The 20,797-nt window shown below is 62.1% G+C and carries 17 protein-coding genes and 1 riboswitch; of the genes, 6 read left to right on the forward strand and 11 right to left on the reverse strand.

The features are described from left to right. Window positions 1-77 precede the first annotated feature (77 nt). From A3M1_RS0122615 to A3M1_RS0122630, 4 genes are read right to left on the reverse strand one after another with little or no spacing between them, the layout of a single operon-like run. Window positions 78-3,086 (reverse strand): type I restriction endonuclease subunit R, encoded by a 3,009-nt coding sequence (locus A3M1_RS0122615; protein WP_018391266.1) that lies wholly within the window; start codon window positions 3,084-3,086, stop codon window positions 78-80. Beyond that, window positions 3,083-3,673: a hypothetical protein gene (locus tag A3M1_RS0122620; RefSeq protein WP_018391267.1), complete on the reverse strand. Its 591-nt coding sequence runs from the start codon at window positions 3,671-3,673 to the stop codon at window positions 3,083-3,085. Before A3M1_RS0122620 ends, A3M1_RS0122615 begins: the two co-directional genes overlap by 4 nt. Next, entirely contained in the window at window positions 3,670-5,598 is a 1,929-nt protein-coding gene (locus A3M1_RS0122625; RefSeq protein ID WP_018963950.1) for a restriction endonuclease subunit S, read from the reverse strand. The genes A3M1_RS0122620 and A3M1_RS0122625 overlap by 4 nt, the downstream gene beginning before the upstream one ends. Then, the gene (locus tag A3M1_RS0122630; protein ID WP_026221460.1) at window positions 5,595-7,625 is read right to left on the reverse strand and encodes a class I SAM-dependent DNA methyltransferase; all 2,031 of its coding nucleotides are present in this window, start codon (window positions 7,623-7,625) and stop codon (window positions 5,595-5,597) included. The genes A3M1_RS0122625 and A3M1_RS0122630 overlap by 4 nt, the downstream gene beginning before the upstream one ends. 427 nt (window positions 7,626-8,052) lie before the next feature. Between A3M1_RS0122630 and A3M1_RS0122640 the strand changes: the two genes are divergently transcribed. Next, window positions 8,053-8,976, forward strand: a complete 924-nt coding sequence (locus A3M1_RS0122640) for a restriction endonuclease (RefSeq protein ID WP_245261821.1) — start codon at window positions 8,053-8,055, stop codon at window positions 8,974-8,976. A 477-nt stretch (window positions 8,977-9,453) separates the two neighbouring features. After that, window positions 9,454-10,344, forward strand: a complete 891-nt coding sequence (locus tag A3M1_RS26985; protein WP_245261823.1) for a hypothetical protein — start codon at window positions 9,454-9,456, stop codon at window positions 10,342-10,344. A gap of 166 nt (window positions 10,345-10,510) precedes the next feature. On the opposite strand, the gene A3M1_RS27240 is transcribed toward A3M1_RS26985, so the two are convergent. Beyond that, entirely contained in the window at window positions 10,511-10,876 is a 366-nt protein-coding gene (locus A3M1_RS27240; RefSeq protein WP_156029573.1) for a hypothetical protein, read from the reverse strand. Between the two features lie 34 nt (window positions 10,877-10,910). Further along, the gene (locus tag A3M1_RS0122650; RefSeq protein ID WP_018391274.1) at window positions 10,911-11,573 is read right to left on the reverse strand and encodes a hypothetical protein; all 663 of its coding nucleotides are present in this window, start codon (window positions 11,571-11,573) and stop codon (window positions 10,911-10,913) included. Between the two features lie 165 nt (window positions 11,574-11,738). Here A3M1_RS0122650 and A3M1_RS26095 point away from each other — a divergent pair, with 165 nt between their 5' ends. From A3M1_RS26095 to A3M1_RS0122660, 4 genes are all read left to right on the forward strand, one after another. Then, window positions 11,739-11,945, forward strand: a complete 207-nt coding sequence (locus A3M1_RS26095; protein ID WP_081620321.1) for a helix-turn-helix domain-containing protein — start codon at window positions 11,739-11,741, stop codon at window positions 11,943-11,945. A 677-nt stretch (window positions 11,946-12,622) separates the two neighbouring features. Beyond that, window positions 12,623-12,736 (forward strand): hypothetical protein, encoded by a 114-nt coding sequence (locus A3M1_RS27245; protein WP_371258790.1) that lies wholly within the window; start codon window positions 12,623-12,625, stop codon window positions 12,734-12,736. Between the two features lie 735 nt (window positions 12,737-13,471). After that, window positions 13,472-15,103, forward strand: coding sequence for an amidohydrolase (locus tag A3M1_RS0122655; protein ID WP_245261824.1), 1,632 nt, complete (start codon window positions 13,472-13,474; stop codon window positions 15,101-15,103). Window positions 15,104-15,216: 113 nt separating this feature from the next. Continuing rightward, the gene (locus A3M1_RS0122660) at window positions 15,217-15,537 is read left to right on the forward strand and encodes a hypothetical protein (RefSeq protein ID WP_018391276.1); all 321 of its coding nucleotides are present in this window, start codon (window positions 15,217-15,219) and stop codon (window positions 15,535-15,537) included. 177 nt (window positions 15,538-15,714) lie between these two features. On the opposite strand, the gene A3M1_RS0122665 is transcribed toward A3M1_RS0122660, so the two are convergent. The 5 genes from A3M1_RS0122665 to A3M1_RS25250 all read right to left on the reverse strand — a co-directional run bounded on the left by A3M1_RS0122665 (window position 15,715) and on the right by A3M1_RS25250 (window position 20,633). Beyond that, window positions 15,715-16,371 (reverse strand): class I SAM-dependent methyltransferase, encoded by a 657-nt coding sequence (locus A3M1_RS0122665; RefSeq protein ID WP_018391277.1) that lies wholly within the window; start codon window positions 16,369-16,371, stop codon window positions 15,715-15,717. A gap of 25 nt (window positions 16,372-16,396) precedes the next feature. After that, the gene (locus A3M1_RS0122670; protein WP_018391278.1) at window positions 16,397-17,179 is read right to left on the reverse strand and encodes an ABC transporter ATP-binding protein; all 783 of its coding nucleotides are present in this window, start codon (window positions 17,177-17,179) and stop codon (window positions 16,397-16,399) included. After that, entirely contained in the window at window positions 17,176-18,213 is a 1,038-nt protein-coding gene (locus A3M1_RS0122675) for an iron ABC transporter permease (protein ID WP_018391279.1), read from the reverse strand. Before A3M1_RS0122675 ends, A3M1_RS0122670 begins: the two co-directional genes overlap by 4 nt. Next, entirely contained in the window at window positions 18,210-19,253 is a 1,044-nt protein-coding gene (locus A3M1_RS0122680) for an ABC transporter substrate-binding protein (protein ID WP_018391280.1), read from the reverse strand. Before A3M1_RS0122680 ends, A3M1_RS0122675 begins: the two co-directional genes overlap by 4 nt. Before the next feature lie 106 nt (window positions 19,254-19,359). Next, window positions 19,360-19,572: riboswitch (cobalamin riboswitch) on the reverse strand. Window positions 19,573-19,946: 374 nt separating this feature from the next. After that, window positions 19,947-20,633, reverse strand: a complete 687-nt coding sequence (locus A3M1_RS25250; RefSeq protein ID WP_018391281.1) for a helix-turn-helix transcriptional regulator — start codon at window positions 20,631-20,633, stop codon at window positions 19,947-19,949. Window positions 20,634-20,797: the final 164 nt, after the last annotated feature.

Consider the following 20,797-nt stretch of genomic DNA (forward strand, 5'->3'; position numbering starts at 1 on the left):
TGGCGGGTGGCGCGTAGACCTCAAATATCGCAGCGCTGCACGCCATCGTGCGGCAACGCCGCGCAATGCGCCCTGGATCAAAAAGTCGGCGTTTCGCGGACCTCGCGCAATGCCCGGCTGAAAAGGTGGTTGAAGATGCGATCGCGATCGTCCGCGTTGGTCATGATGATGCTTTGAAGGCTGCTGTCACGCTGGTACTGCTTGATCGTCTCTTCAAGGAGCCGGCGCACGAAAGTCGGACGGGAGACATCCGGCGGATTGTTCCGCAACACCGCCGCCATTTCTTCGTCGAGCGCCTTGCGCTTCACCTGTTCAAGGCGAATGAAATCCTCTTCGGTGAACTGCGTCCCGTGCCGGTCATTGAAGGAGCGGACGATCTCCGAAAGCGCCTTGGCTTCGTCCTCATTATAGGGTTTGGCCCCAAATTCACTGATCGCGGTGAGCGGCACGGTATCGCCGGCTGAAAGCGACGCCGAGCCCGCTTCCTTCTGTTGAACGCGGAAGGCGCGCAGCCGCAGCATTTCATCAGTGATCTCGACTTCCGGCGGTTGTTCCCGATTGGGTAACATGCGATCTAGCCAATCGGTGTAGGCATAGAGCTTTTCCAAGCCGGTATCTCCCAGCCGGACAATTTGTGCGACGAAACTGTAGAATCGCTTGTAGCTTCTCAACAGCTGCCGGAACTCTTCCTGTCGTCCTTCGTCATCCTCAGCTGCAAACCGTGCCACAGCGTTGCGGACCAATGATTCAAGCGTCACGCGATCCTGAGAGGACAGCGTTCCCTTGAAGAAGATCGCGGCGAATCGCTCGATCTCATTGCTGTCGAGATATCCGAATGTGCGGATGCGTGTTTCCAACTGATAGATCTGGTTCTTGTCGGAAACGGCTTCGAGAATGGACGCCTCATAGAAGGGGCGAAACGCCTCCTTGATATCATCCATCGTGTTCTGGAAATCTAGGATGAAGGTTTGTTCTTTGCCCTGGTAAGTCCTGTTCAGCCGGGATAGGGTCTGAACGGCCTGCAACCCCGACAGCTTCTTGTCGATATACATCCCGGACAATTTCGGCTGATCAAAGCCGGTTTGATATTTCTCCGCGACGATGAGGATTTGATATTCCGGGGTATCAAAGCGCTTGGGCAACTCGCTTTCGCCGAAGCCGTTCAACTCGGCCTCAGTGTAGGTATTGCCATCGACGTGCAATTCGCCGGAAAAGGCGACGAGCGCCTTTAGGTCGCGATATCCCTTGTCCTCGATGTAGGTCTTGAGCGCGAAATAATAGCGGAGGGCGCTTTCCCGGCTTGAGGTTACGATCATGGCCTTCGCCTGGCCGTCCAGCTCCGGTCTGACATGGCGCTGGAAATGCTCGACCATCACCTCGACCTTCTGGCTCAGGGCGGTCGGATGCAGGGCCGCGAACCGCGCGACCTTCCGTTGCGCGCGCCGCGTGTCCAGTTCCGGATCATCGTCGATCGTCTTTTCCAGGGCGTAATACGCCTTGTAGGTCATGTAGTTCTGAAGCACGTCGAGGATGAAACCCTCCTCGATCGCCTGCCGCATGGAATAGAGATGAAACGGACGCGGGAGGCCATCGGCGCCCACCGTGCCGAAACGCTCAAGCGTGACATTGCGGGGCGTCGCCGTGAAGGCGAAGTAGCTGATGTTCGCCTGCGGGCCTCGCTGGCGCTGGTATTCCGCGATCAGGTCTTCGATCTCGTCGGGCGTCCCGGCATCTTCGTCACGGCTGAGGGCGTCGCTCAACGCCTGGGCGCTCTTGCCGGACTGGGAGCCGTGCGCCTCGTCGATTAGCACAGCGAACCTCCGTGTTCCCTGTCCGCTGATGACGCGGAGATGGTCGGTCGAAAACTTCTGAATGGTGGTGATTATGATCTTTGCCTGCCCCTCGATGGCCGCCTTCAACTGCCGCGAGGTTCCGTCGATCTTGCGGACGACACCGGGCGTCTGCTCGAACTGGGCAATGGTGTTCTGAAGCTGGCGGTCGAGGACGACGCGATCCGTCACCACGATCGCGGTGTCGAAAATCGGCTGGTCGGACGGGTCATGCAACGTCACCAGGCGATGCGCCGTCCAGGCAATCGTGTTGGATTTTCCCGATCCCGCCGAATGCTGGATCAGATAGTTGTTGCCACTGCCGTTGGCGCGAGCATGGGCCAGCATCTTCAGAACCGCGTCGATCTGATGGAAACGCGGAAAGATCAGCGCTTCCTTGCCGTTCGTGCCGTCGAGGTGGAGAAACCGCCCGATGATGTCGAGAAGGATATCGCGGGAGAAAATCGCCCGCCCTTCGGGCTGGTCGGCCCAGAGATAGGCAACGCGGAACTCCTCGCCGATATCCGGGTTGCCCGCGCCACCGTCATGGCCGCGATTGAAGGGAAGGAACCGGGTCTTGCCGTTCTGAAGGCGGGTGGTCATGGACACATTGTCCTGATCCACCGCGAAATGGACCAAGGCCCCCCGCTTGAATGTCAGCAGCGGCTCATTGGCGGGCGCCCGGTCGTGGCGATATTGGCGTTCGGCATGGCGGAAGTTCTGACCCGTCAGGGTGTTCTTCAGTTCCAGCGTCGCCACGGGAAGGCCGTTGACGAACAGCCCTACGTCGATGGCGTTCTCGTTCTTCGCGCTATAGCGAAGCTGATTGATGACACTGAGGATATTGCTCTCGAACAGCGTCACCAAGGCCGGGTTGACGCCGGACGCCGGCTTGAAGGCGGCGAGGAAGAATTTCAGGTTCGGAACCAGCTTCAGTCCGTTCCGCAGCACATCCAGCGTGCCACGCTGCTTCAAGGCCTGCTCAAGCTGCTTGAAGAATTCGGCTTCAGCGGAAAAACCGTAATGGCCTTCCAGCGTCGCCCATTCGTCCGGCTGCGTCACCTTGACGAACTCGATCACCAGGGCTTCGTCGAGCGCAGAGGCGCGATCATAGTCCTCGGGACGGCGGGGACGATAACCTTGGCCTTCCACAAGCGCCTTGCACAGATGCACCTCCAACACCTCCTCCCGGTGAACGGTGTCTTCGGAAAAGCCCTTGGCATATGGGTGTGAGGTCGATGGCTGTTCGTAGTTCATGGCTGCTCCCCTCGCGCCATCCTGATTTCGTCCACCGCCGAAACCAGGGCCGTGTTCAGCGCCAGCATGGCCGCTTGCAGGTGTGGCAGGCTGACATAGGCTTCGAGCTCGATTGGCTGGTCGGCCGCGTCGATGGGCGTGCCGTAAGCGCCGTATCGGAACGCGGTCGAGCCTGGGTCGATCGCCGCCAGTTCCTTCATGCGCCTCGCGATCCAGGTGGGAACATCCTGCCCGTAGCGCTCCTTCACCATCATCACGAATCTGTCGGTGAGGACGATCAGGTCGTGAATCCGCTTGGCGTCAGGCATCGCGGCCTTGAGTATGAGTTCGCAGGAATGGCGATAGAGAAATAGCGCCGCGTTGCCGATGCGGTAGTCGGCGATGCGTTTATCATTGATGGCGTCCACCAACGCGTTGGCGGCAACGAAATATTCCTCTGCGAGGGATGCGGCATTGGCCTGCATCATCCCGCCAAGCGCGAAGCCGTGCGGCCCGGACCACTCGTCCTCGCGCGCGTGTTCGCCGGTAAGCTCCTCGAAAAGCGGCCGGGTCATGGCCTCTTCGGTGAAGACATCGGCGCGCGTCATGCGAACAAATCCCGCGTCATGGTGTGGGCTGTGCGGGGACCTTGGCCGCGCGGCGCGAGACCGTTGCGCTTCATCCAGTCCAGCCAGTAGCGAAGGTCGCTATCCTTGAATTTCCTCCCCTTCTCCTCGTGCCATTCGGTCAGGACGCCGTTGACGATCGTGGAGTCATCCGGTTGCCGACCGTCCATCAGCGCGTCATTCCATACGGCATAGAGGGTGGCGACGGCCTCGACCGCCTCGGTGCCGAAATCGCGCAAGAGGACGATGAGGCCAGCCAGCGCGTCGGCGCGCGGACCCAACAGGCTTTTGAGTTCCGCGCTATGCCGTCCGGCATTTGACAGCGGCGTATAGGTGACGCTCGTTCCCACCCCGTTCGCCTGACTCGCCCTGTAGAAGCCTGCGGCCTCCACCGCGCGCTCTGTTTCCTCGATCAAGGCGCGATCGAGCGGCCCCGCCGCCTGACGGAAGTAATTCCCCTGAAGCTCGCCGATGCCGAGATGGGCTTCGGCGAGATAGAGTTCCTTTTGCAGCTTCACCCGCCCGAATTTCGGATTGCTCCGATGTTGGTGGATGATCTCCGCTCCGACGACGAGGCGGAATCTGTCCCGATTTGATGTGGAGATGACGGCCGGCAGATTTTCGCGGATGTCGATCTGGCCCGCGACGGCGGCGGTGATGAGGGCGGCGCGGTGTTCCCGTAAGAGCGCAACGGAGCGAACGATCCTGGCCGCCACCTCGTCGGCATGGGCAAGCTCCCGCTCAGCTTGCGCCGCAATGCGACGCTGTTCCTCCAGCGGAGGCACGGGCAACATGATGAGGCGGAATTGCTCCCAATAAAGCCTCAAGCGGAAATCGGTGATCCCCTTCGATCCCCGTCGCATCTGCTCGATGAAGGGTGGAGTGCGAAGTAGAAACTGATAATACAGGCTATGGAGGTCGCGTGTCGGCTTTGCGACCACATATGCGGGGCTCACGGCGCCATCGACAGTCGAGACGCCGACCGCACCCTGCCATGCCCGCATCATGTTGTAGGCCAGATATCCGGGCCTGACGCACTTGTAGCTCGAACGGTCCTCGATGAGGTTTACCTTGCGGTCGCGTTCCTCGTCGCCGAGTTGCCTGTCTGATATGCCCGTATGGATTGAGACCGAGAGCACCGGAAGGTCATCGGTATTGGGCTCCGCCACCTCGTGGAAAAGATGCCCCGCTCGCAGAAGTGACCAATGGGCGGGGATGCGTGGAATATGGTCGAGCCCCGTTTCCACGGTCGCCATGCCCTCCACTGTGGCGCCCGTCACAAGCTCGGCGGCAGCCTGCTTGGCCCGCTTATGCAGCAAGTCAACCTGCCGCTCCTTCTTCGCGATCAGCTTGTCGATGCGGGCGGTCTCGCGGTCGAGGAAGGCGGCGACGGCCTTCTGAGTGGCGAGGGGCGGAAGAGCAATCCGACCATTCATCATGGAGCGCGTGTCAATGCTTTCGACCGTCGCCCCGAACTGTCGCCACTCAAGCAAAAGGTCTTTGCTTTGGCCCTCGAACCACCAGACCAAGAACGAGCCATCGATCTCCCGCGAAAGCCGAAACGCCTTCATATCTTGGTTCAGTGTCAGCCTGCGGCCCGCCAGTGCAACGGGCAGCGTGTGACGCAGGATGCCAGACCGAACGACCATCAGGGGCGAGCCTTCGTCGATGAACGACGTTGCACTGCCGTCAACCGCGTCCTCGGTGATGTAGTCTTCAGTTTCGGTAATAACGCGGGCTTTCATGTCCTTTGGCGACACCCACGGAATGGTGCCGGTAGACCAGAAAGACTCCTCACCCTTCGACGGCGTTCCGCCCCCAACCAATCGGGCAATACGGCGTAAGCGCTTGATAGGCCAAGCTGCGTTGCAACGCGCAAGACGCGCCTCTTCCAGTGCAGCGCTCATCCCGCCACTTCCTTCAAGAGGTTGGCGATATCCGTTTCCAGCGTCTTCAGCTCGGCGTCGATCTCGGCCAGCGGGCGCGGGGCGACATAACGATAGAAATAGCGGTTGAAATTGATCTCGTAGCCGACGCGGCCGACGCCCTTGTCGGTGTCATCCCGATAGTTCTCGTCCACCCAGGCGTCCGGCACGAAGGGCGTCACCTCGCGGGCGAAATAGACTTTCCAATCCTCCTTGAGAGGCACAAGCTCATGGTCGCGTAGTTCCGGGTCCGGCTCCGGCCTGCCGTCGCCATCGAGGCAGATAGCGGCGGACTCGTCCCGCTCCGCCAGCGAAGAAAGGATGGCTTTCCTGACCGGCGCGCCGATCTTCACGCCAGCGCCCTTGAGCGCCTTGGTCAAGCTGGCCTCGAAGGCGGGGCGGTCCTTGAACAAGGTGGTCGGCAGCCGATCGGCGACGACGTTCAACACGTCATCCTGCTCAGTGGGGTCCAGTTTCAGGAACGGCTTGGCGAGCTTTAACCGCGCGATGCGTTCGGGGCTGGATTGGAAATTCAACCGGAGCGGGCGCTCCACCCTGATCTCGCGATAACCGAAATCGCTGGTGTCGAAACCCTTCGACACTTCCCTCCACGGCCCGCCGCCGTTCGCCATCTCGTGGAAGATATGCGTGATGGTCTCACGCCCGTCGTCGCGGATTTCCCTGCGCTTCGAGCCAAGGTTCTTGCGCATGGGCGCCCAGAACCGTTCGCCGGATGCGTCGATGAGTTGGACCTTGCAGCGTCGCTTCCGATCCTTGCTGTTGGTCAGCAGCCAGACATAGGTTTGGATGCCGGTGTTATAGAAAAGGTCAGTCGGCAGCGCGACGATGGCCTCGATCCAGTCATTCTCCAGCATCCAACGGCGGATTTCGCTCTCGCCCGACCCGGCCCCGCCGGTGAAGAGCGGCGAGCCGTTCATGACTATGCCGATCCGCGAACCGACCTCATCGGTCCGCATCTTGGAAATCATGTGCTGGAGAAAGAGAAGCTGACCGTCCGAGATGCGCGGCAGGCCCGCGCCGAAGCGGCCGTCCTTGCCCTGGGTCGCCGCTTCCTCGCGGATCGGCTCCTGATACTTTTTCCAATCCACGCCATAGGGCGGGTTGGACAGCATATAGTGGAAACGCCGGTTCTTATGGGCGTCCTGCGTCAGCGTGTTGCCGAAGGCGATGTTTTCGGGGTCGTGACCCGTCACCAGCATGTCGGATTTGCAAATGCCGAAGGACTCGCCGTTCAGTTCCTGACCGAAAAGCTCGACGCGGATATCCGGGTTGAACTCTTTCAGCGCTTCCTCGGCGAGCGCGAGCATCCCGCCCGTGCCGCAGGCCGGATCATAAATCTGCCGGATGATCCCCTGACCCCGGAGCTTCTCGTCGTCGTTGACGATGATGAGGTCCACGATCAGCCGGATCACCTCGCGCGGCGTAAAGTGCTCGCCGGCGGTTTCGTTGGAGATTTCCGAGAAGCGGCGGATCAGGTCTTCAAACAGATAGCCCATCGCCAGCGTCGAGACGGCTTCCGGCCGAAGGTCGAGCGCGGCGATCTGCTCGAAAACCTTCCATAGTATGCTGGCGTCGGCGAGCCGCTTCAGTTGGTCCGTGAAGAGGAATTTATCGAGAAAGACATCCCGAACAGAGTCTGAGAAGGCCGTGATGTAGGCGATGAGGTTCTTGTGAACGTCGCTCGGGTTCTGCGCCCTGATTTTGGCGAATGTCAGCGTGCTGGTGTTGTAAACGCGGATGCCGCCGCCGATCGCGCCATACAGCATCATGTCGCGGGTGTGTTCATCGATGCCGGGCGGCAACCCGGCATGGGCCTTCAGAACAGCGTCTTTGGTGGGTGCAAGGATGCAATCTAGACGGCGCAGAACAACAAATGGCAAGATAACCTTGCCGTATTCCGATTGCTTGAAGTCACCACGAAGGGTTTCGGCAATCTGCCAAACAAAGTTCGATAGACCTTTTGCCTTCGATGCTACGCTCTGATCCACACAAACCACCTACCCTATGGTCGATTCGCGCGGAAGTGAGCATCGGGACGACGATCGCCTCGGCCCGAGCCGACGTTAACGCATTATATGATAACACGCTGATGTTTGATAGACCGGAAATGTCAAGGGTTGCAATGGGGTCGACGCCGTCGTTCGCGTGCAAGAGCGCTACTTGTTCGAGTCGCTCAGTGGTGCTTTCTGGCAAAGGTGGCGTAGGAACGGCAACATCGTACGGCTAGGAGAGAACGCAGTGCTCATCCTTATCAGTCCAGCCCGTCGAAAACTAAGAACAGGCGGCAGCCGCCGGCTGGCGACATTGCCGCCGTGATGATCACGCGCGAGGCGAGCCTCGTCGACCCGCGCATGTTTTGTGATTGGATGCGCATCGCGCCTCTGCCCTCTTCGCCAAGGTGTTTGGATGACGGCGTTGGACAGCACCGACAGTGTTCCCGACTATCAGAGCCTAATGCTTCCGGTCCTGTGCGCGGCCGCGAGTGGTGAGCAGCGCATCGGAACCGTCGTGCAGCGTTTGGCTGAGGACTTACGGCTTAGTGAAAGCGCGCGGGCGATGCTGCTGGCATCGGGTCGACAAACCGTCTTCGCCAACCGCGTACATTGGGCCAAGACCTATCTCGGCAAGGCCGGCTTGGTAGAGAGTACCCGCCGCGGCCATTTCCGCCTCACGCCCCGGGGCGCTGAAGTGCTTGCCAGTAATCCCTTACGGATAGACAACCGATTTCTCAACCGCTTCGAGGAGTTCCGGCAGTTCACCGCGCGCGCCGCCGAAACCGTCGATCCGGCATTTGCGGCAACCCCACCAGGCACCGTCGAACAGACCCCGGATGAAATGATGCGCGCCGCCCATCGGCGGATCGACACGGCACTGGCGGAGGAACTGCTGGACCGTGTACGCATGGCGCCGCCAGAATTCTTTGAACGGCTCATTGTCAACCTGCTCCTCGCCATGGGCTATGGCGGTTCAGCCGCCGAGGCCGGCCGCGCGCTCGGCCGGAGCGGTGATGATGGCGTGGATGGCGTGATCGATCAGGACGCGCTGGGCCTTGATCGCGTCTATATCCAGGCCAAGCGTTATGCTGCCGGCAATAGCGTCGGGCCGGGCGCGATCCGTGATTTCTTCGGCAGTCTCGACCGGCATAAGGCTGCCAAGGGCCTGTTCGTCACTACCTCCACCTTCACCGGAAGTGCCCGTGAGACGGCCGATTACCTGAGCAAACGCATTGTGCTGATCGATGGCGAGCACCTGACCCGGCTCATGATCCGTCACAATGTCGGATGCCGGATCGAGGAAATCCTACACGTCAAGAAAATCGATGAGGACTTCTTTGAATAATAACAATAATTCCGTGTGGGGCCGGGAGAATGAAACATAGTCATTGGGGAGGGGTTAACCAAGCCTGTTCGTAAGCGGGGTAAAAAGCTCGAGCATTGGGAGATTACCTTCATCAAGTCTATGGTTGGAGATGGGCGATAGCCACACGATCAGGATATTCTGGCTTGCTCACGCGACGCACGCGCTCGATTAACCGCCGTGCCATGGCGGAAATCCGCACCGGAGCGAAACACCGCTGATCGCCCACCATGGCGCGACATTGCCGCCGGTTGCCGCACTCACCAGTCGGCGCTGTCGATTATACTACAGCCCGACAGATCTTGAGGATCAGCGATGACAGCAAGCGCCTCCATTTTAAACGTTCACTCGAAAGAGGCAGAAGCTTGAAAGCCGACTTTGGCGGATTGGGGTAGGTTGCGGAAAATTCACCGGGTGGCTTTATCAGACCTGCGCCAACGGATTTATAGTGGGGACAGAATGCTTTCCGACGAAATAGTGTCTCTAACCGGGTCCGACGTTTCTTACGACTATCAAGAACTGACGCATCTCTGCACCGATGATGAACTGAAATCATACATAGAACGAACGCGACAGTTATTTGACCCCATAGCGAGAAATTTTGATAACGCCCACAACACAGAATGGTTCATTCGCAGCTACCTCGCGTTGAAATTCGTTCTCGGGGCCACGATTCTTGGCAATTCAGGAGAGTATGCGGAGGCCAGAAACCTTCAGGTCGCCATTCCATACCTTAGCTATTACACGATAATGAACACATGTCGCTCATTCTTACTAACATTACCTTGCGTTGATTGGCGCGGCAAGAAATCGATCGAAATGACCCACTCTAACATTCTGAACACGACGGCCGACAAGCTACGCCGCCTTGGCTCGGAACATCAAGCAAGATTCAGTCAAAAACTAGCATCTGCGAAGGATCAAAGGGAGATTTTCTCTTATAGATTTCCTTCAACCGGCCTGTCGATATTCGGTGATCAACTTGTATCGGTTGATGAAGCCATCCGCATGGGCAGGTTTTTGGTAGAACTGTCACAAATCAATCTCACATGCTTGGAGACGCGTGTCACAAAATTCTGGCCAGGCGCGACCTTTGGTATGCTCGACCTCGACGACATGTGGCATGCAATGCAGTATGAAATGAGCACCGCCACGTTGATAGACGATGAGGACTATCACCGCGTCGGCTACTTCGTGCGAAACTACCGCTCTCCTTGCTCACTGGTTACAATGGCCACCGATGGTCTAGTCGAAGATTTCTTTGGGGCTTGGTCACCCAGTAGTGATCATTTTGATCCGAACTCATTCGACGCTGATCGGCGCTGGAATTTGCTTCTCGACGTCTGGTGAGCGCGTCTGAAGAAGATTTTGGTAGCCAATATTCATTGGCTTTTGAGGTAGGCCCCCCTGTGTCTGACCTCAGCTGCAACCTAACGGCAATGAACGAGGGAGCATAGGGTTAGCCTGCGGCGACGACGCGTTGCTTATCACCAGTCATGGCTCGGATGATTGTGCATCAGCCAACTTCGGTCGAGCCGCGATGTCGGCAACACTGGTTCGCTAAATGACGTTGCACCCATTCGTGCAGGATGACCGCACGCCGCTGCTGCCGTGCACGGACGCGGATCTGCATTGAATAGATTCCGCGAAGAACAGCACTCTCTGCATTCGAGGAGATCCGCGAGCGCGTCGGCTTCCTATCGCCACCCATCGTGAGGGACCGCGTCACGTCTTCCGCCGCATTCTGCTTCGCGCTTACGACGAGCGCTGCGCCATCGGCGGCCGAATCTCCCGGCACGCCAACGACACCGATGGCGTGCGCTCCTTCATCAATCGGAGCGGACGCGCCATTGCCCCGCAACGAGCGTTCGAGCGTCCGCATCCGCACTTCCTGCGTTGGCATCGGGAGCACTGCTTCAGGCAGTGAGGCCGACTTCATCGTGACGCTGCAGCTGCATCAAGCGCGCAACATCCCTGCGGACGCGCCGCAGCTCCGGCCAGGGAAAGTGCCCCCCTTCGGCGCCATCGGCTCCGACTGCGATCAGAACGTCGAGCTTCGCTGAGAGGCCAAGCAGAGAACTGGCGTCCGCTGCAAAGAGCATTGCAATCAGGCGCTCCTCATCGGCGGAAGCCGCCGCCTCTTTCTGTCGGGTGGCGGTATAACCGATGGCGCGATCCGCGTCGTCCCAACGCTGCTGGTGCGCGCGCAGCACTGCAGCGACTTCGGCGCGCCCGGTGCAAAGCGACGGCAGATCGGCCGCAAGCTCATCGAACTGCCGCAAGGAGTTGATGCGCATCGGTGACGGCAGTTCGGCTGTAGCCAGAACCGCCTGCGGAAAGCCGATCGTCCGCGCGAGTTCGGACTCCAGAGCTTGTTGTTTCCGACACAGGGCGAGTGTGCGCCGATGCGCTGCGCGCCACGCCTTCCATGCAAGGACAGCCGCATCCGTTGCGTCGTCGTCGGGCGGAGCCACAGGTGAGCTGTTGAAAGAGGTCCCACCGACAGTCATCAGGGCGGCCGAGAGAACGTCCCTCCGGGATGGCCGGGACAGACTCGTGCTAATCTCAGAATCAGCCATGATCCGAGCTCCACACAGCTTGGGTTGTGGTTAGGCTGGGCGTCATGTTCGTAGCATGTCGCTCAGCCGCTTAAGTACGCTCATACTCAAAATGATAAATGTCAATCAGAAAGTACGATCTTGAAGGCGGTTCTTTCTCCTGAGCAATGCCGCGGCGCAAGAGCCATGCTGGGTTGGAGTCAAGAACTGCTCGCTCGAAATGCAGGCGTCTCTCGCCAGACAATCGTGGATTTCGAGCGCTCTTTGCGGGTCCCGATCGCGAATAACTTGGCTGCCATTGTTACGGCCCTAGAGGGGGCAGGCATTGAGTTCATTCCCGAGAACGGCGGCGGTGCCGGTGTGCGCTTCCGTAACCCGTCCGGGTCGAGCTAACGGCGCCGGTGCCGACACCGTCGACCGACGGAGCGACCATTATGACCTAAGTCGAGCAACCCGCAGATAGCCCGAATTAATCCTTGCCTTCCGCCCAAGATCGCATAGCGTCTCACTGACGCCCAGCCCAACTCATATAGTGCATTGAAATTGTTGGCCTATTTGTTGGCCCAGCCTATTCTGAAATAATACTTATCACATACATTTGAATGCTCTGCTGAAGGTATTTTTTGCTTGCTCAGGGAGCCACCCCCCCCCGTTTCCGGGGCGGCTCGACGTAGAAAATCTCCCCATAATTTTGGCATAGCTGGATAATTTCATCTCCAGCCTCCGCTCGCTGTCCCGGCCAGGGGCAACAAGAGCCACCGCGTCCCGCGAATGTGTTGGCCTTATTGTTGGCCTGCAGCCCATGTTCGCGTGACCCCGGCAGTCGCCAGGGAGAACGAACATGGCCTTGTCCGATGCAGCGTGCCGGGCGGCCAAAGGCCTGAAGGCGAGTACCAACGCTCCGATAATGCTGGCCTCCATCTTTTCGTGAAGCCCAACGGCGCCCGGGTCTGGCAGCAGGCCTAGAGGTTCGCGGGCAAACAGAAGAAAGGAAGGGCGCGCCGAGGCCACCCTCCCGAAGGCGCACTGGCTGCAGGCGCGAAATCGCAGCCCCTCTTCGCAACCGCCCCATCAACGAGATCACACCGCCAGAGATCCTTGCCGTCCTGCGGGCGGTGGAGGTTAGGGGTCACTGCGCGACCGCACGCCGCTCCCGCAGCCTCAGCAGTCAGGTTCTCCGTTAGGCGATCGCAACCAGCCGCGCCGAAAGGGATGTGACGGCTGATCTGCGAAGCGCACTTATCGCACTCACGACCAAGCACCGCGCCGCCATCACCCGCCCGAAGCGGCTTGGCGAGCTTATGGCAAAGGCAGATCTGGCCTTTGGCGCCGGTCATCGAATGGTTGCCGGCGTCGCTCGCCCATGCCGGACAATCTGAACCTCCGCTCATCGAATGACGAAAAAGGGCGCCTCAATATTGAGACGAAAAAAATACGTAGAAATGAATGTCTATCGAACGCCCTTGCAGAGACTTGCCGCCTATATTATTATTTATGCTAGATCGATGGGCAAGAGTTAAGCAAACAGGCCGATTATATCTGAGAATAATTTTCTTAATTTTCATTATATTGTAGAAATTTCGTTTGATCGGGGGCGTCTGACTGTCACTCAGAGGTCTTTCGTGGCGGGGTAGCTGTGACGACGGGCATGGCCGGCGCGGGTCGGTGGTTATTGCCCTGCGGCGGGTGTGGAGATGGTGCGTGCGGTGCATGCACCTCAGGGAGGGGTGAAAATGTGCATTGCGTGTGAATGGGCACCGCATTTCGAGGCGTTCGGACGTAGCCGGGCAATGAGCCGGCGTGCTGTGTTGCGCGGAGGCGCGGCAATCACGGCGGCGACGGCTCTGGCCCCGGTCTTTTTGGCCACCGATGCGCGCGCTGAGGAGCCTAAGGCGGCAACCGACGGGCCTGCGGATTTCGTGTTCCACAACGGCCCGGTCTACACGGTTGGCGGCCCCGCGCCGTGGGCGGAGGCGGTGGCGGTTCGCGGCAACACCATCGTCCATGTCGGCGACGAGGCCGGCGCCAAGGCGATGGCGGGCCCGAAGACACAGTTCGTCGACCTCAAGGGCCGGCTGCTGATGCCCGGCTTCGTCGAGGGCCACACCCATCCTTTCCTCGGCGCCTTCATGACGTCCGGCCTCGATCTCCAGCTCGCCAATCTGGCCGAGGTTCTGGCGGCGATCGAGCGCTACGCCAAGGAGAACCCGACCGGCCCGATCCGCGGTTTCGGCTGGCGTGTCGACATGTTCCCGCCGGAGGGGCCGAGCCGCGCCGAACTCGACACCATCATTCCCGACCGGCCGGCCTTTTTCTTCGCCATTGACGGGCACAGCCTGTGGGCGAATTCCAAGGCGCTTGAGATGGCCGGCGTCAGCCGCGACACGCCTGATCCCATTCCGCGTTTCAGCTATTACGCCCGCGACCAGAAGGGCGACCCGACCGGCTATGTGCTGGAGACGAACGCGGTGCTGAGCCTCGTCAACGCGGTGGAGCCGATCACCGCCGAGGCTATGGGCCGGCTGCTGGAGGGCTGGCTGCCCAAGGCGGCTGCCGCCGGCATCACCACGGTCTTCGACGCGGGCGTTCCCCCGGTCGGCAGCGACCAGGGCGCGATCATCGAGCTCTATGTCGATGCCGAGAAGCGCGGCAAGCTTCCGTTCCGCGTGTCCGCCTCCTATTCGGTGAAGTCGCTGCCGATCGACAACGTCGTCGCGGAGGTGAGCGCGCTCAACAAGCAGATCGCGACTGAGCTCGTCCATGTCGATATCGTCAAGATCGTCGGCGACGGGTCGCAGGGTGGCTATACCGCCTGGCTGATCGAACCCTATGCCGACATGCCCGATTCAACCGGCGGCTCGCCCTTCACGGAAGAGCAGTGGCACCAGCTCATCGCCACGGTGGACGCGGCCGGCTTCGACGTGCATGTCCATGCCTGCGGCGAGCGTACGGCCCGCGTCGCGCTTGATGGCATCGAAAAGGCCATCGCGGCCAATCCGCCCCGCGACCGCCGGAATGCCATCGCGCATCTGGTCTATGTCGAGGACAGCGACAGCCCGCGCTTCGCCAAACTCAATGTGACGGCCCAGTTCTCAGCCTATTGGTCGTCGGCCGATCCCGATTCGCTGGAGAACATGGTGGCGCGTTATGGCGAGGTCCGCGGAAACAAGATTTACCGGACCAAGACGATTCTCAACCAGGGCGGTCGCGTCTCCTTCGGCACCGACTGGCCGGCGGCGGGCTATTTCTCGACCTACGAACCGCTGAAGTCGATCCAGGTCGGCATCACCCGCCAACTCATCGGGCTGAAGGACGCGCCGGTGCTGAACCCGGTGGACGAGCGGCTGACGGTGGAGGAGGCGATCCACGCCAACACGATGGGCGCGGCCTACCAGCTGCGGATGGAGAAGGATGTGGGCTCGATCGAAGTCGGCAAGCGCGCCGACCTCATCGTGCTCAGCCAGAACATCCTCGCGATCGATCCGCACGAGATCCACAAGACCAAGGTCGAGCTCGGCATGATGAACGGCACCATCCGGCACAAGGCGTGAGGCCTGAGCCCTCTTCCTGCTGAAACAGCTCAGGCGGGCACAACGTGCCCGCCTCTCGCTCTTCCATCAAAAATCACCCGGCTTTGCCGCAGAGGTCATCGAAAGGCCCTCGCATGAAACGTCTTCTCGCTTTGGCGACGCTCTTCCTGAGCCTCGCGACCGCTCCCCTCCTGGCCCAGTCGCTGCCGGAGATCTGTAAGAGGAAGAACTGCTTCATGACCTTTGACGGCGTGGAACGGGGCTTCTGTCAGGCCTATGTCGAGGGAAAGTCGTGCTTCATGTCCCTGGACGGTGAGGATCGTGGCTGGTGCCAGCATCTGCGCGAAGGCAAGTCCTGCTTCATGGCGCTGGACGGAGAGGCACGGAAGGACTGTGAGGCCAACCGCATCCCGCGCGAGCACCGTCACTGGATGCGCATGTGCAGCTATTGGTGAGTCATACGCTCCGGTACATCCCCAAGGCGCGCCGGTCCGAAGGCGCCAAAGGCGGTAATCTCCTTCAACAGAGGGCTCCTCTTCCGGAGGCGGCTCAGCGACCTCCAGATCTCCCCCGAGATTTAGGAAAAGCTGGGAACTTTCACGTCCAGCCTTCGCTCTCTAGCCCGGTCAGGCTCAATCTTTGCGGGCGCTCAGCACGAAGAACGGGACATCGCCGGGATAGGGCGAGACGGGGAAGAGCTGCTGCCAGGCACGAAGGGGCGTGAATCCCGCCTCCGCGAGCATCAGCCGCATCTGCGGCTCCGTAATCCCGTCATGCAGCGGCAGGCGGGCCGACAGCTCAGGGGCGTAGGTCGAGCGATATTGCGGGGCAACCGACCACAGGCCATCCGACACGACGAGCCGCCCGCCGGGACGCAGCAGCCGGTGGGCGGTCTGCAGCGCTTGCATCGGCTGTTCGAGCGTCCAGAGAACATTGCGCAGCGTGACGATATCGGCGCCGGCGTCCTCAGCCGGAATGTCGGCGATCAGCGCGATCTCGAACGACGCCTCGATCCCCGCCGCGTTCGCGGCGGCACGGGCCGCCGCGACCATGCCGGGCGAGGCGTCATAGCCCCGCACCCGGTGGCCGAGCCCGGCGGCGATGAGGGCGCAGGCGCCGGTCCCGCTGCCGAGATCGACCACATCGCGCGGGCCATCGGACTCAAAGGCGGCCTCCAGCACCGCGCGCCACAGATCACCCTGCGCGACATGCGAGGCGACACCGTCGAACAGCGGCGCACGGGTGCTCCAATAGGCGGTGACGGCGGCCTGGGGGTCAGCGTGGTTCATGGAACGCTCCTTTCGGCGGGCATCGTCACGGGCGCTCTCCCGGCTCGTGATCGACGAGGTAGTCGATATGGCGGTGGCCATTAGCGCCGAAGCGGATCGTCACCTCCACTCCGAACACCTCGCGGATGAGGGCCGGGGTGAGCACCTCCTCCGGCAGGCCGGCCGCCACCAGCCGGCCGGCGGACAGCACGCCGATGCGATCGCAGAACAGCGAGGCGAGGTTCAGGTCGTGCAGCGCCACGATGCAGGTCACGCCGAGACGGCGAACCAGACCGAGGATGGAGAGCTGGTGCTGGATGTCGAGATGGTTGGTCGGCTCGTCGAGAATCAGCTCGCGCGGCGCCTGCGCCAGCGCACGGGCGATGTGGACGCGCTGGCGCTCGCCGCCCGACAGCGTGTGCCAGGGCTGGTCGTGCCGCTCGGTGAGGCCTACCCGTTCCAGGGCCGCATCGACCGCCCGCTCGTCCTCCGTGCTCCAGGAGGCGAAGGCAGCGCGGTGCGGCGTGCGCCCGAGCCGCACCACGTCGCAGACGGTGAGCTGGATCTCGGTGGTCGCCTGCTGCTCGACAAAGGCGAGGCGCCGGGCGAGGTCGCGGCGGCCGACAGCGGCGATGTCCTCCCCGTCCAGCGTCACCACCCCGCTCGCCACCTTGCGCAGGCGGCAGAGCAGGCGCAGCAGGCTGGACTTGCCCGAGCCATTGGGGCCGATCAGGCCGAGCACGCGGTTCGGCTCGACGCTGAGGGTGACGCCATCGACGATGAGCTTTCCGCCGGCGCCCCAGCGCACGTCATGGGTGGCAAGCGTCATGCGGGCCGCCTCGCGCGGTAGAGGATGAACGCGAAGGCCGGCGCGCCGACCAGGGCGGTGACGATGCCGATCGGCAGGATCTGCTGCGGCACGAGAATGCGCGAGAGCACATCGGCCAGGATCATGAACACCGCGCCGATGATGAGGCAGGCCGGCAGCAGCCGGGCATGGCCGGGGCCGACCAAGAAGCGGGCCGCATGGGGAATGACCAGCCCGACAAAGCCGACCGTGCCGACGATCGCCACCATGGTGGCGGTGAGCAGCGCGGTGGTAGCCAGCAGCACCAGCCGCACCCGCGTGACGTTGATGCCCAATGAGGCGGCCGCATCGGCGCCGAAGGCGAAGGCGTCGAGCGCCTTGGCGTGCACCATGCAGACGAGAAAGCCGAGCAGCGCCACCGGGGCCGCCACCCAGAGGTCCGACCAGCGCACGCCGCCGAAATTGCCGAGCAGCCAGAACATCACCCCGCGCGCCTGCTCGGCGCTCGCCATTGTGGTGACGATGGTCGCTGTCGCGGCGTTGAACAGCTGCGAGCCGGCGACGCCGGCGAGGATCACCCGGTCGCTGCCCCCGCCCGCCCCGGCGGCGAGCAGCCCGACCATGACGAGCGCCGCCACCGAGCCGAGAAACGCCCCGCCGGACAGGCCAAGCGTCGCGCCGCCAAAACCGAGGATCATCACGCACACCGCGCCGGTGGAAGCACCGGCCGAGACGCCGAGAATATAGGGCTCGGCCAGCGGGTTGCGCAGCAGCGCCTGCAGGATGGCGCCAGAAAGGGCGAGCGCGCCCCCGCACAGCGCCGCCATCAAGGCCCGGCTCAGCCGGTATTCGAAGATCACGCCCTGCTGGATGGCGCTGACGGGGTAGCCGAGATCGAACAACCCATTGCCGAGCGCGCGGAAGGCCACCGCGAGCGGGATCGGCATTTCGCCCACCGTCACCGCCAGCGCGATGGCGAAGACCAGCGCGACGAGGGAGAGGCCGGCGAGGGCGATCCGCGCCGGCCAGTTCGGCCCGATGACGAGATGGCTCAATTGACCAGACCGAAGCCCTGCACCGCCTTGGCGATGGCCTCGATGCCGTCCACCGTGTCCATGCCCGGCCGTGTGGCGCCGACATCCACGATGACGATGCGGCCGTTCTTCACGGCGGAAAGCTGGCTGGCCACCGGGTCGGTCTTGAGGAAATTGAGCTTGGCCTCGATGTCGTCGGCGGGGAAGCGGCGGCGGTCCATCTTCACCAGCACCAGCACGTCAGGGTCGTTGGCGGCGATGGTTTCCCAGCCCACCAGCGGCCATTCCTCTTCCGTGGTGATGATGTTGCGGGCGCCGAGCTGCGCCATGACATAGGCCGGCACGCCGTTCTTGCCGGCGAGGAAGGCATCGCCCTTGATGTCCTTGCTGGAGAACCACAGCGCCATCGACACGTCCCTGCCCTTCAGCCTCGCGAGCGTGCGGGCGGCGGCTTCCTCCCGCGCCTTAAGGCTGGCGACCAGCGCCTCGGCCCGCTCCGACACGTCGAAGATGGCGCCATATTCCCGGATGTTCCGGTAAAGCAGCTCGGTGGAGTACATCTGCGTGCGGACACCGTCGCCGGCGCCGGTATTGTCCTTGCCGACGCAATCGGTGGGCGAGACATAGACCGGCACCTTGACCGCGTCGAAACGGTCGCGCTTGCCGATGATGCCGTTCGGGCCGATGTGCCACTCATACATGGCGACCACCAGGTCAGGCTCCTGCCCGACCACCGCCTCGAAGCTGGGATCATTGTCGGCGAGCCGCTTCACGCCGGCATTGACCGCCTCATAGGGCTTGGCGACCGGACCAAACCAGAGCGCGCTGGCGACCACCCGGTCGCCGAGGCCGAGGGCGTAGAGAATCTCGGTCTGCGCCTGGCCGACGCTGACGACGCGCGTTGGCGCGTGGTCAATCACCACCTTGTGGCCGCAGTTCTCCAGCATCAGCGGGTAGGTCGTGCCGGCTGAGGCGTCCGTCGCCAGCGCGGCGCTGGCGAGAAGGCCGAGCGCCAGGGCGAAGGCCCGCCGGCCGATGAGGGGAAAGGTCGTCTTGGTCATTGTCACCGCTTCCTGAAAAGGAAGACGGGAAGCGCAAAGGGAACCGGCGCCGGCAGGGCCCATTGAGCCCTTGCACGGCCGGCAACCTCCGGAGCACCCCGCCCGAAAGATTGGTCGCGATCCGGGCAGGTCTCCTGGCTCGCGGGTCAACGCTGGCTCTGCCCGGCCTTCCCAACGCATGGCCTGAGCCTCGCGTCAGTGGACGATGGGCAGAGGGCTCGCCGCTTACAGTTGCGGGGGCAGCCTCGGCTTTGGCGCGGAGCGCCTCACCGAATTCCCTCTTAGCTCCGGGCGTGGGACCCGGAGAACCTTGATCGGCCGCGACCGTAACCGCTCGCGCCCCGTCGTCAAGGGAGCCGGACGCGGGGCAAGGCGCGAACAGCCGCCGGAACGCAGCCGTCACGCTCGCGCGCACCGGCTCGGTTCGCGCCCCCGGGCCGGCATCCGAATGAAGCTCGTGACCTTCCCGACCCAACCGCATCAGCAAACTGATATAATATATCAATTGCGATCACAAGGGTCGCTCAAGCGAGTGGTCGGACATGAATGTTGCCGCGCATGCAGGGCGGCAACACCTCTTTCAACGGCGTGTGCGGCAGCGGCGTGTGCGGCGCCTGCCGGCGCCTTCATGCCGGCGATCACGGTGCATGGCCCGGCGATGGCCGGCCACCGGGTCGCCCGCCTAGGCGGGGTTCAGCCGCGCACGATCTCGACCGGGCCGTGATCGTCGCAATGGTCGCCATGGGGATGATGCAGGCGGCCATCGACGAGATAGTCGATGTGGTCGCCATGCGGCACCGCCTCATGACCGCAGCCGGGGCCATGGACATGGCCGGCCTCGTGACCCGTGCAGGGCTCGCCAGCGGTGCAGCCGTCCGGATTGGTCGCGCTCACCTCGATGACATGCTCGTCCACATGGTCGCCGTGCATGTGATGCAGATGGCCATCGTGCAAATAGTCGACATGATCGCCGTGGCGGATCGCGGTGTGCCCGCAGCCCGCGCCGTGCTGGTGGGGATGGTCGGGGTGGATCTTGCAGCCGTCAGACATCTCAAACGCCTCATGGGTTGGGTGATCTTCGCAGACATGGTCGATGGCGCTGGAGACCAGCGCGATCACATGGTCGTCGGCGAGCGCGTACAGGATCGACTTGCCCTGACGCGTCCGGCGGACCAGCCGCACGGCGTGCAGAAGCTGCAGCCGGGCGGAAACCGTCGAGACCTTCTCGCCCTGCCGGGCGGCGAGGGTCGAGACCGAGGCCTCACCATGGGTGAGCAGCACGAGAAGCCGTAGCCGCGCCGGATCGGCGAGCGCCGCGAACATCGCGGCGGCCTCCTCAAGGCGCCCGGGCGTCAGCCGCCGATGAATATCGAACCTCATAACGTCATTCCATAGATCATTGGAATGATGTCGTCAATGGTACGTGGCGGCCGGCGGACGGCGACGTTCACCGCGCGGCTCTGGCCATCGACGATCGGGGACCGAAACTAGCCGCGCGGGCGAGCTTGCCCGACTTCGGGCGAAATCCCATAGTCGCCCTCATA

The organism is Ancylobacter sp. FA202 (assembly GCF_000380205.1).
Classification (GTDB): Bacteria; Pseudomonadota; Alphaproteobacteria; order Rhizobiales; family Xanthobacteraceae; genus Ancylobacter.

Bases quoted from the DNA above. Each gene is read 5' to 3' on its own strand.
- A3M1_RS0122660 (WP_018391276.1), top strand. From the start codon at position 15,217: ATGAAACGTCTTCTCGCTTTGGCGACGCTCTTCCTGAGCCTCGCGACC.
- A3M1_RS0122620 (WP_018391267.1), bottom strand. From the start codon at position 3,673: ATGACGCGCGCCGATGTCTTCACCGAAGAGGCCATGACCCGGCCGCTT.
- A3M1_RS0122650 (WP_018391274.1), bottom strand. From the start codon at position 11,573: ATGGCTGATTCTGAGATTAGCACGAGTCTGTCCCGGCCATCCCGGAGG.
- A3M1_RS25250 (WP_018391281.1), bottom strand. From the start codon at position 20,633: ATGAGGTTCGATATTCATCGGCGGCTGACGCCCGGGCGCCTTGAGGAG.
- A3M1_RS0122680 (WP_018391280.1), bottom strand. From the start codon at position 19,253: ATGACCAAGACGACCTTTCCCCTCATCGGCCGGCGGGCCTTCGCCCTG.
- A3M1_RS0122625 (WP_018963950.1), bottom strand. From the start codon at position 5,598: ATGAGCGCTGCACTGGAAGAGGCGCGTCTTGCGCGTTGCAACGCAGCT.
- A3M1_RS27240 (WP_156029573.1), bottom strand. From the start codon at position 10,876: ATGCGGACGCTCGAACGCTCGTTGCGGGGCAATGGCGCGTCCGCTCCG.
- A3M1_RS0122615 (WP_018391266.1), bottom strand. From the start codon at position 3,086: ATGAACTACGAACAGCCATCGACCTCACACCCATATGCCAAGGGCTTT.
- A3M1_RS26985 (WP_245261823.1), top strand. From the start codon at position 9,454: ATGCTTTCCGACGAAATAGTGTCTCTAACCGGGTCCGACGTTTCTTAC.
- A3M1_RS0122670 (WP_018391278.1), bottom strand. From the start codon at position 17,179: ATGACGCTTGCCACCCATGACGTGCGCTGGGGCGCCGGCGGAAAGCTC.
- A3M1_RS0122665 (WP_018391277.1), bottom strand. From the start codon at position 16,371: ATGAACCACGCTGACCCCCAGGCCGCCGTCACCGCCTATTGGAGCACC.
- A3M1_RS26095 (WP_081620321.1), top strand. From the start codon at position 11,739: ATGCTGGGTTGGAGTCAAGAACTGCTCGCTCGAAATGCAGGCGTCTCT.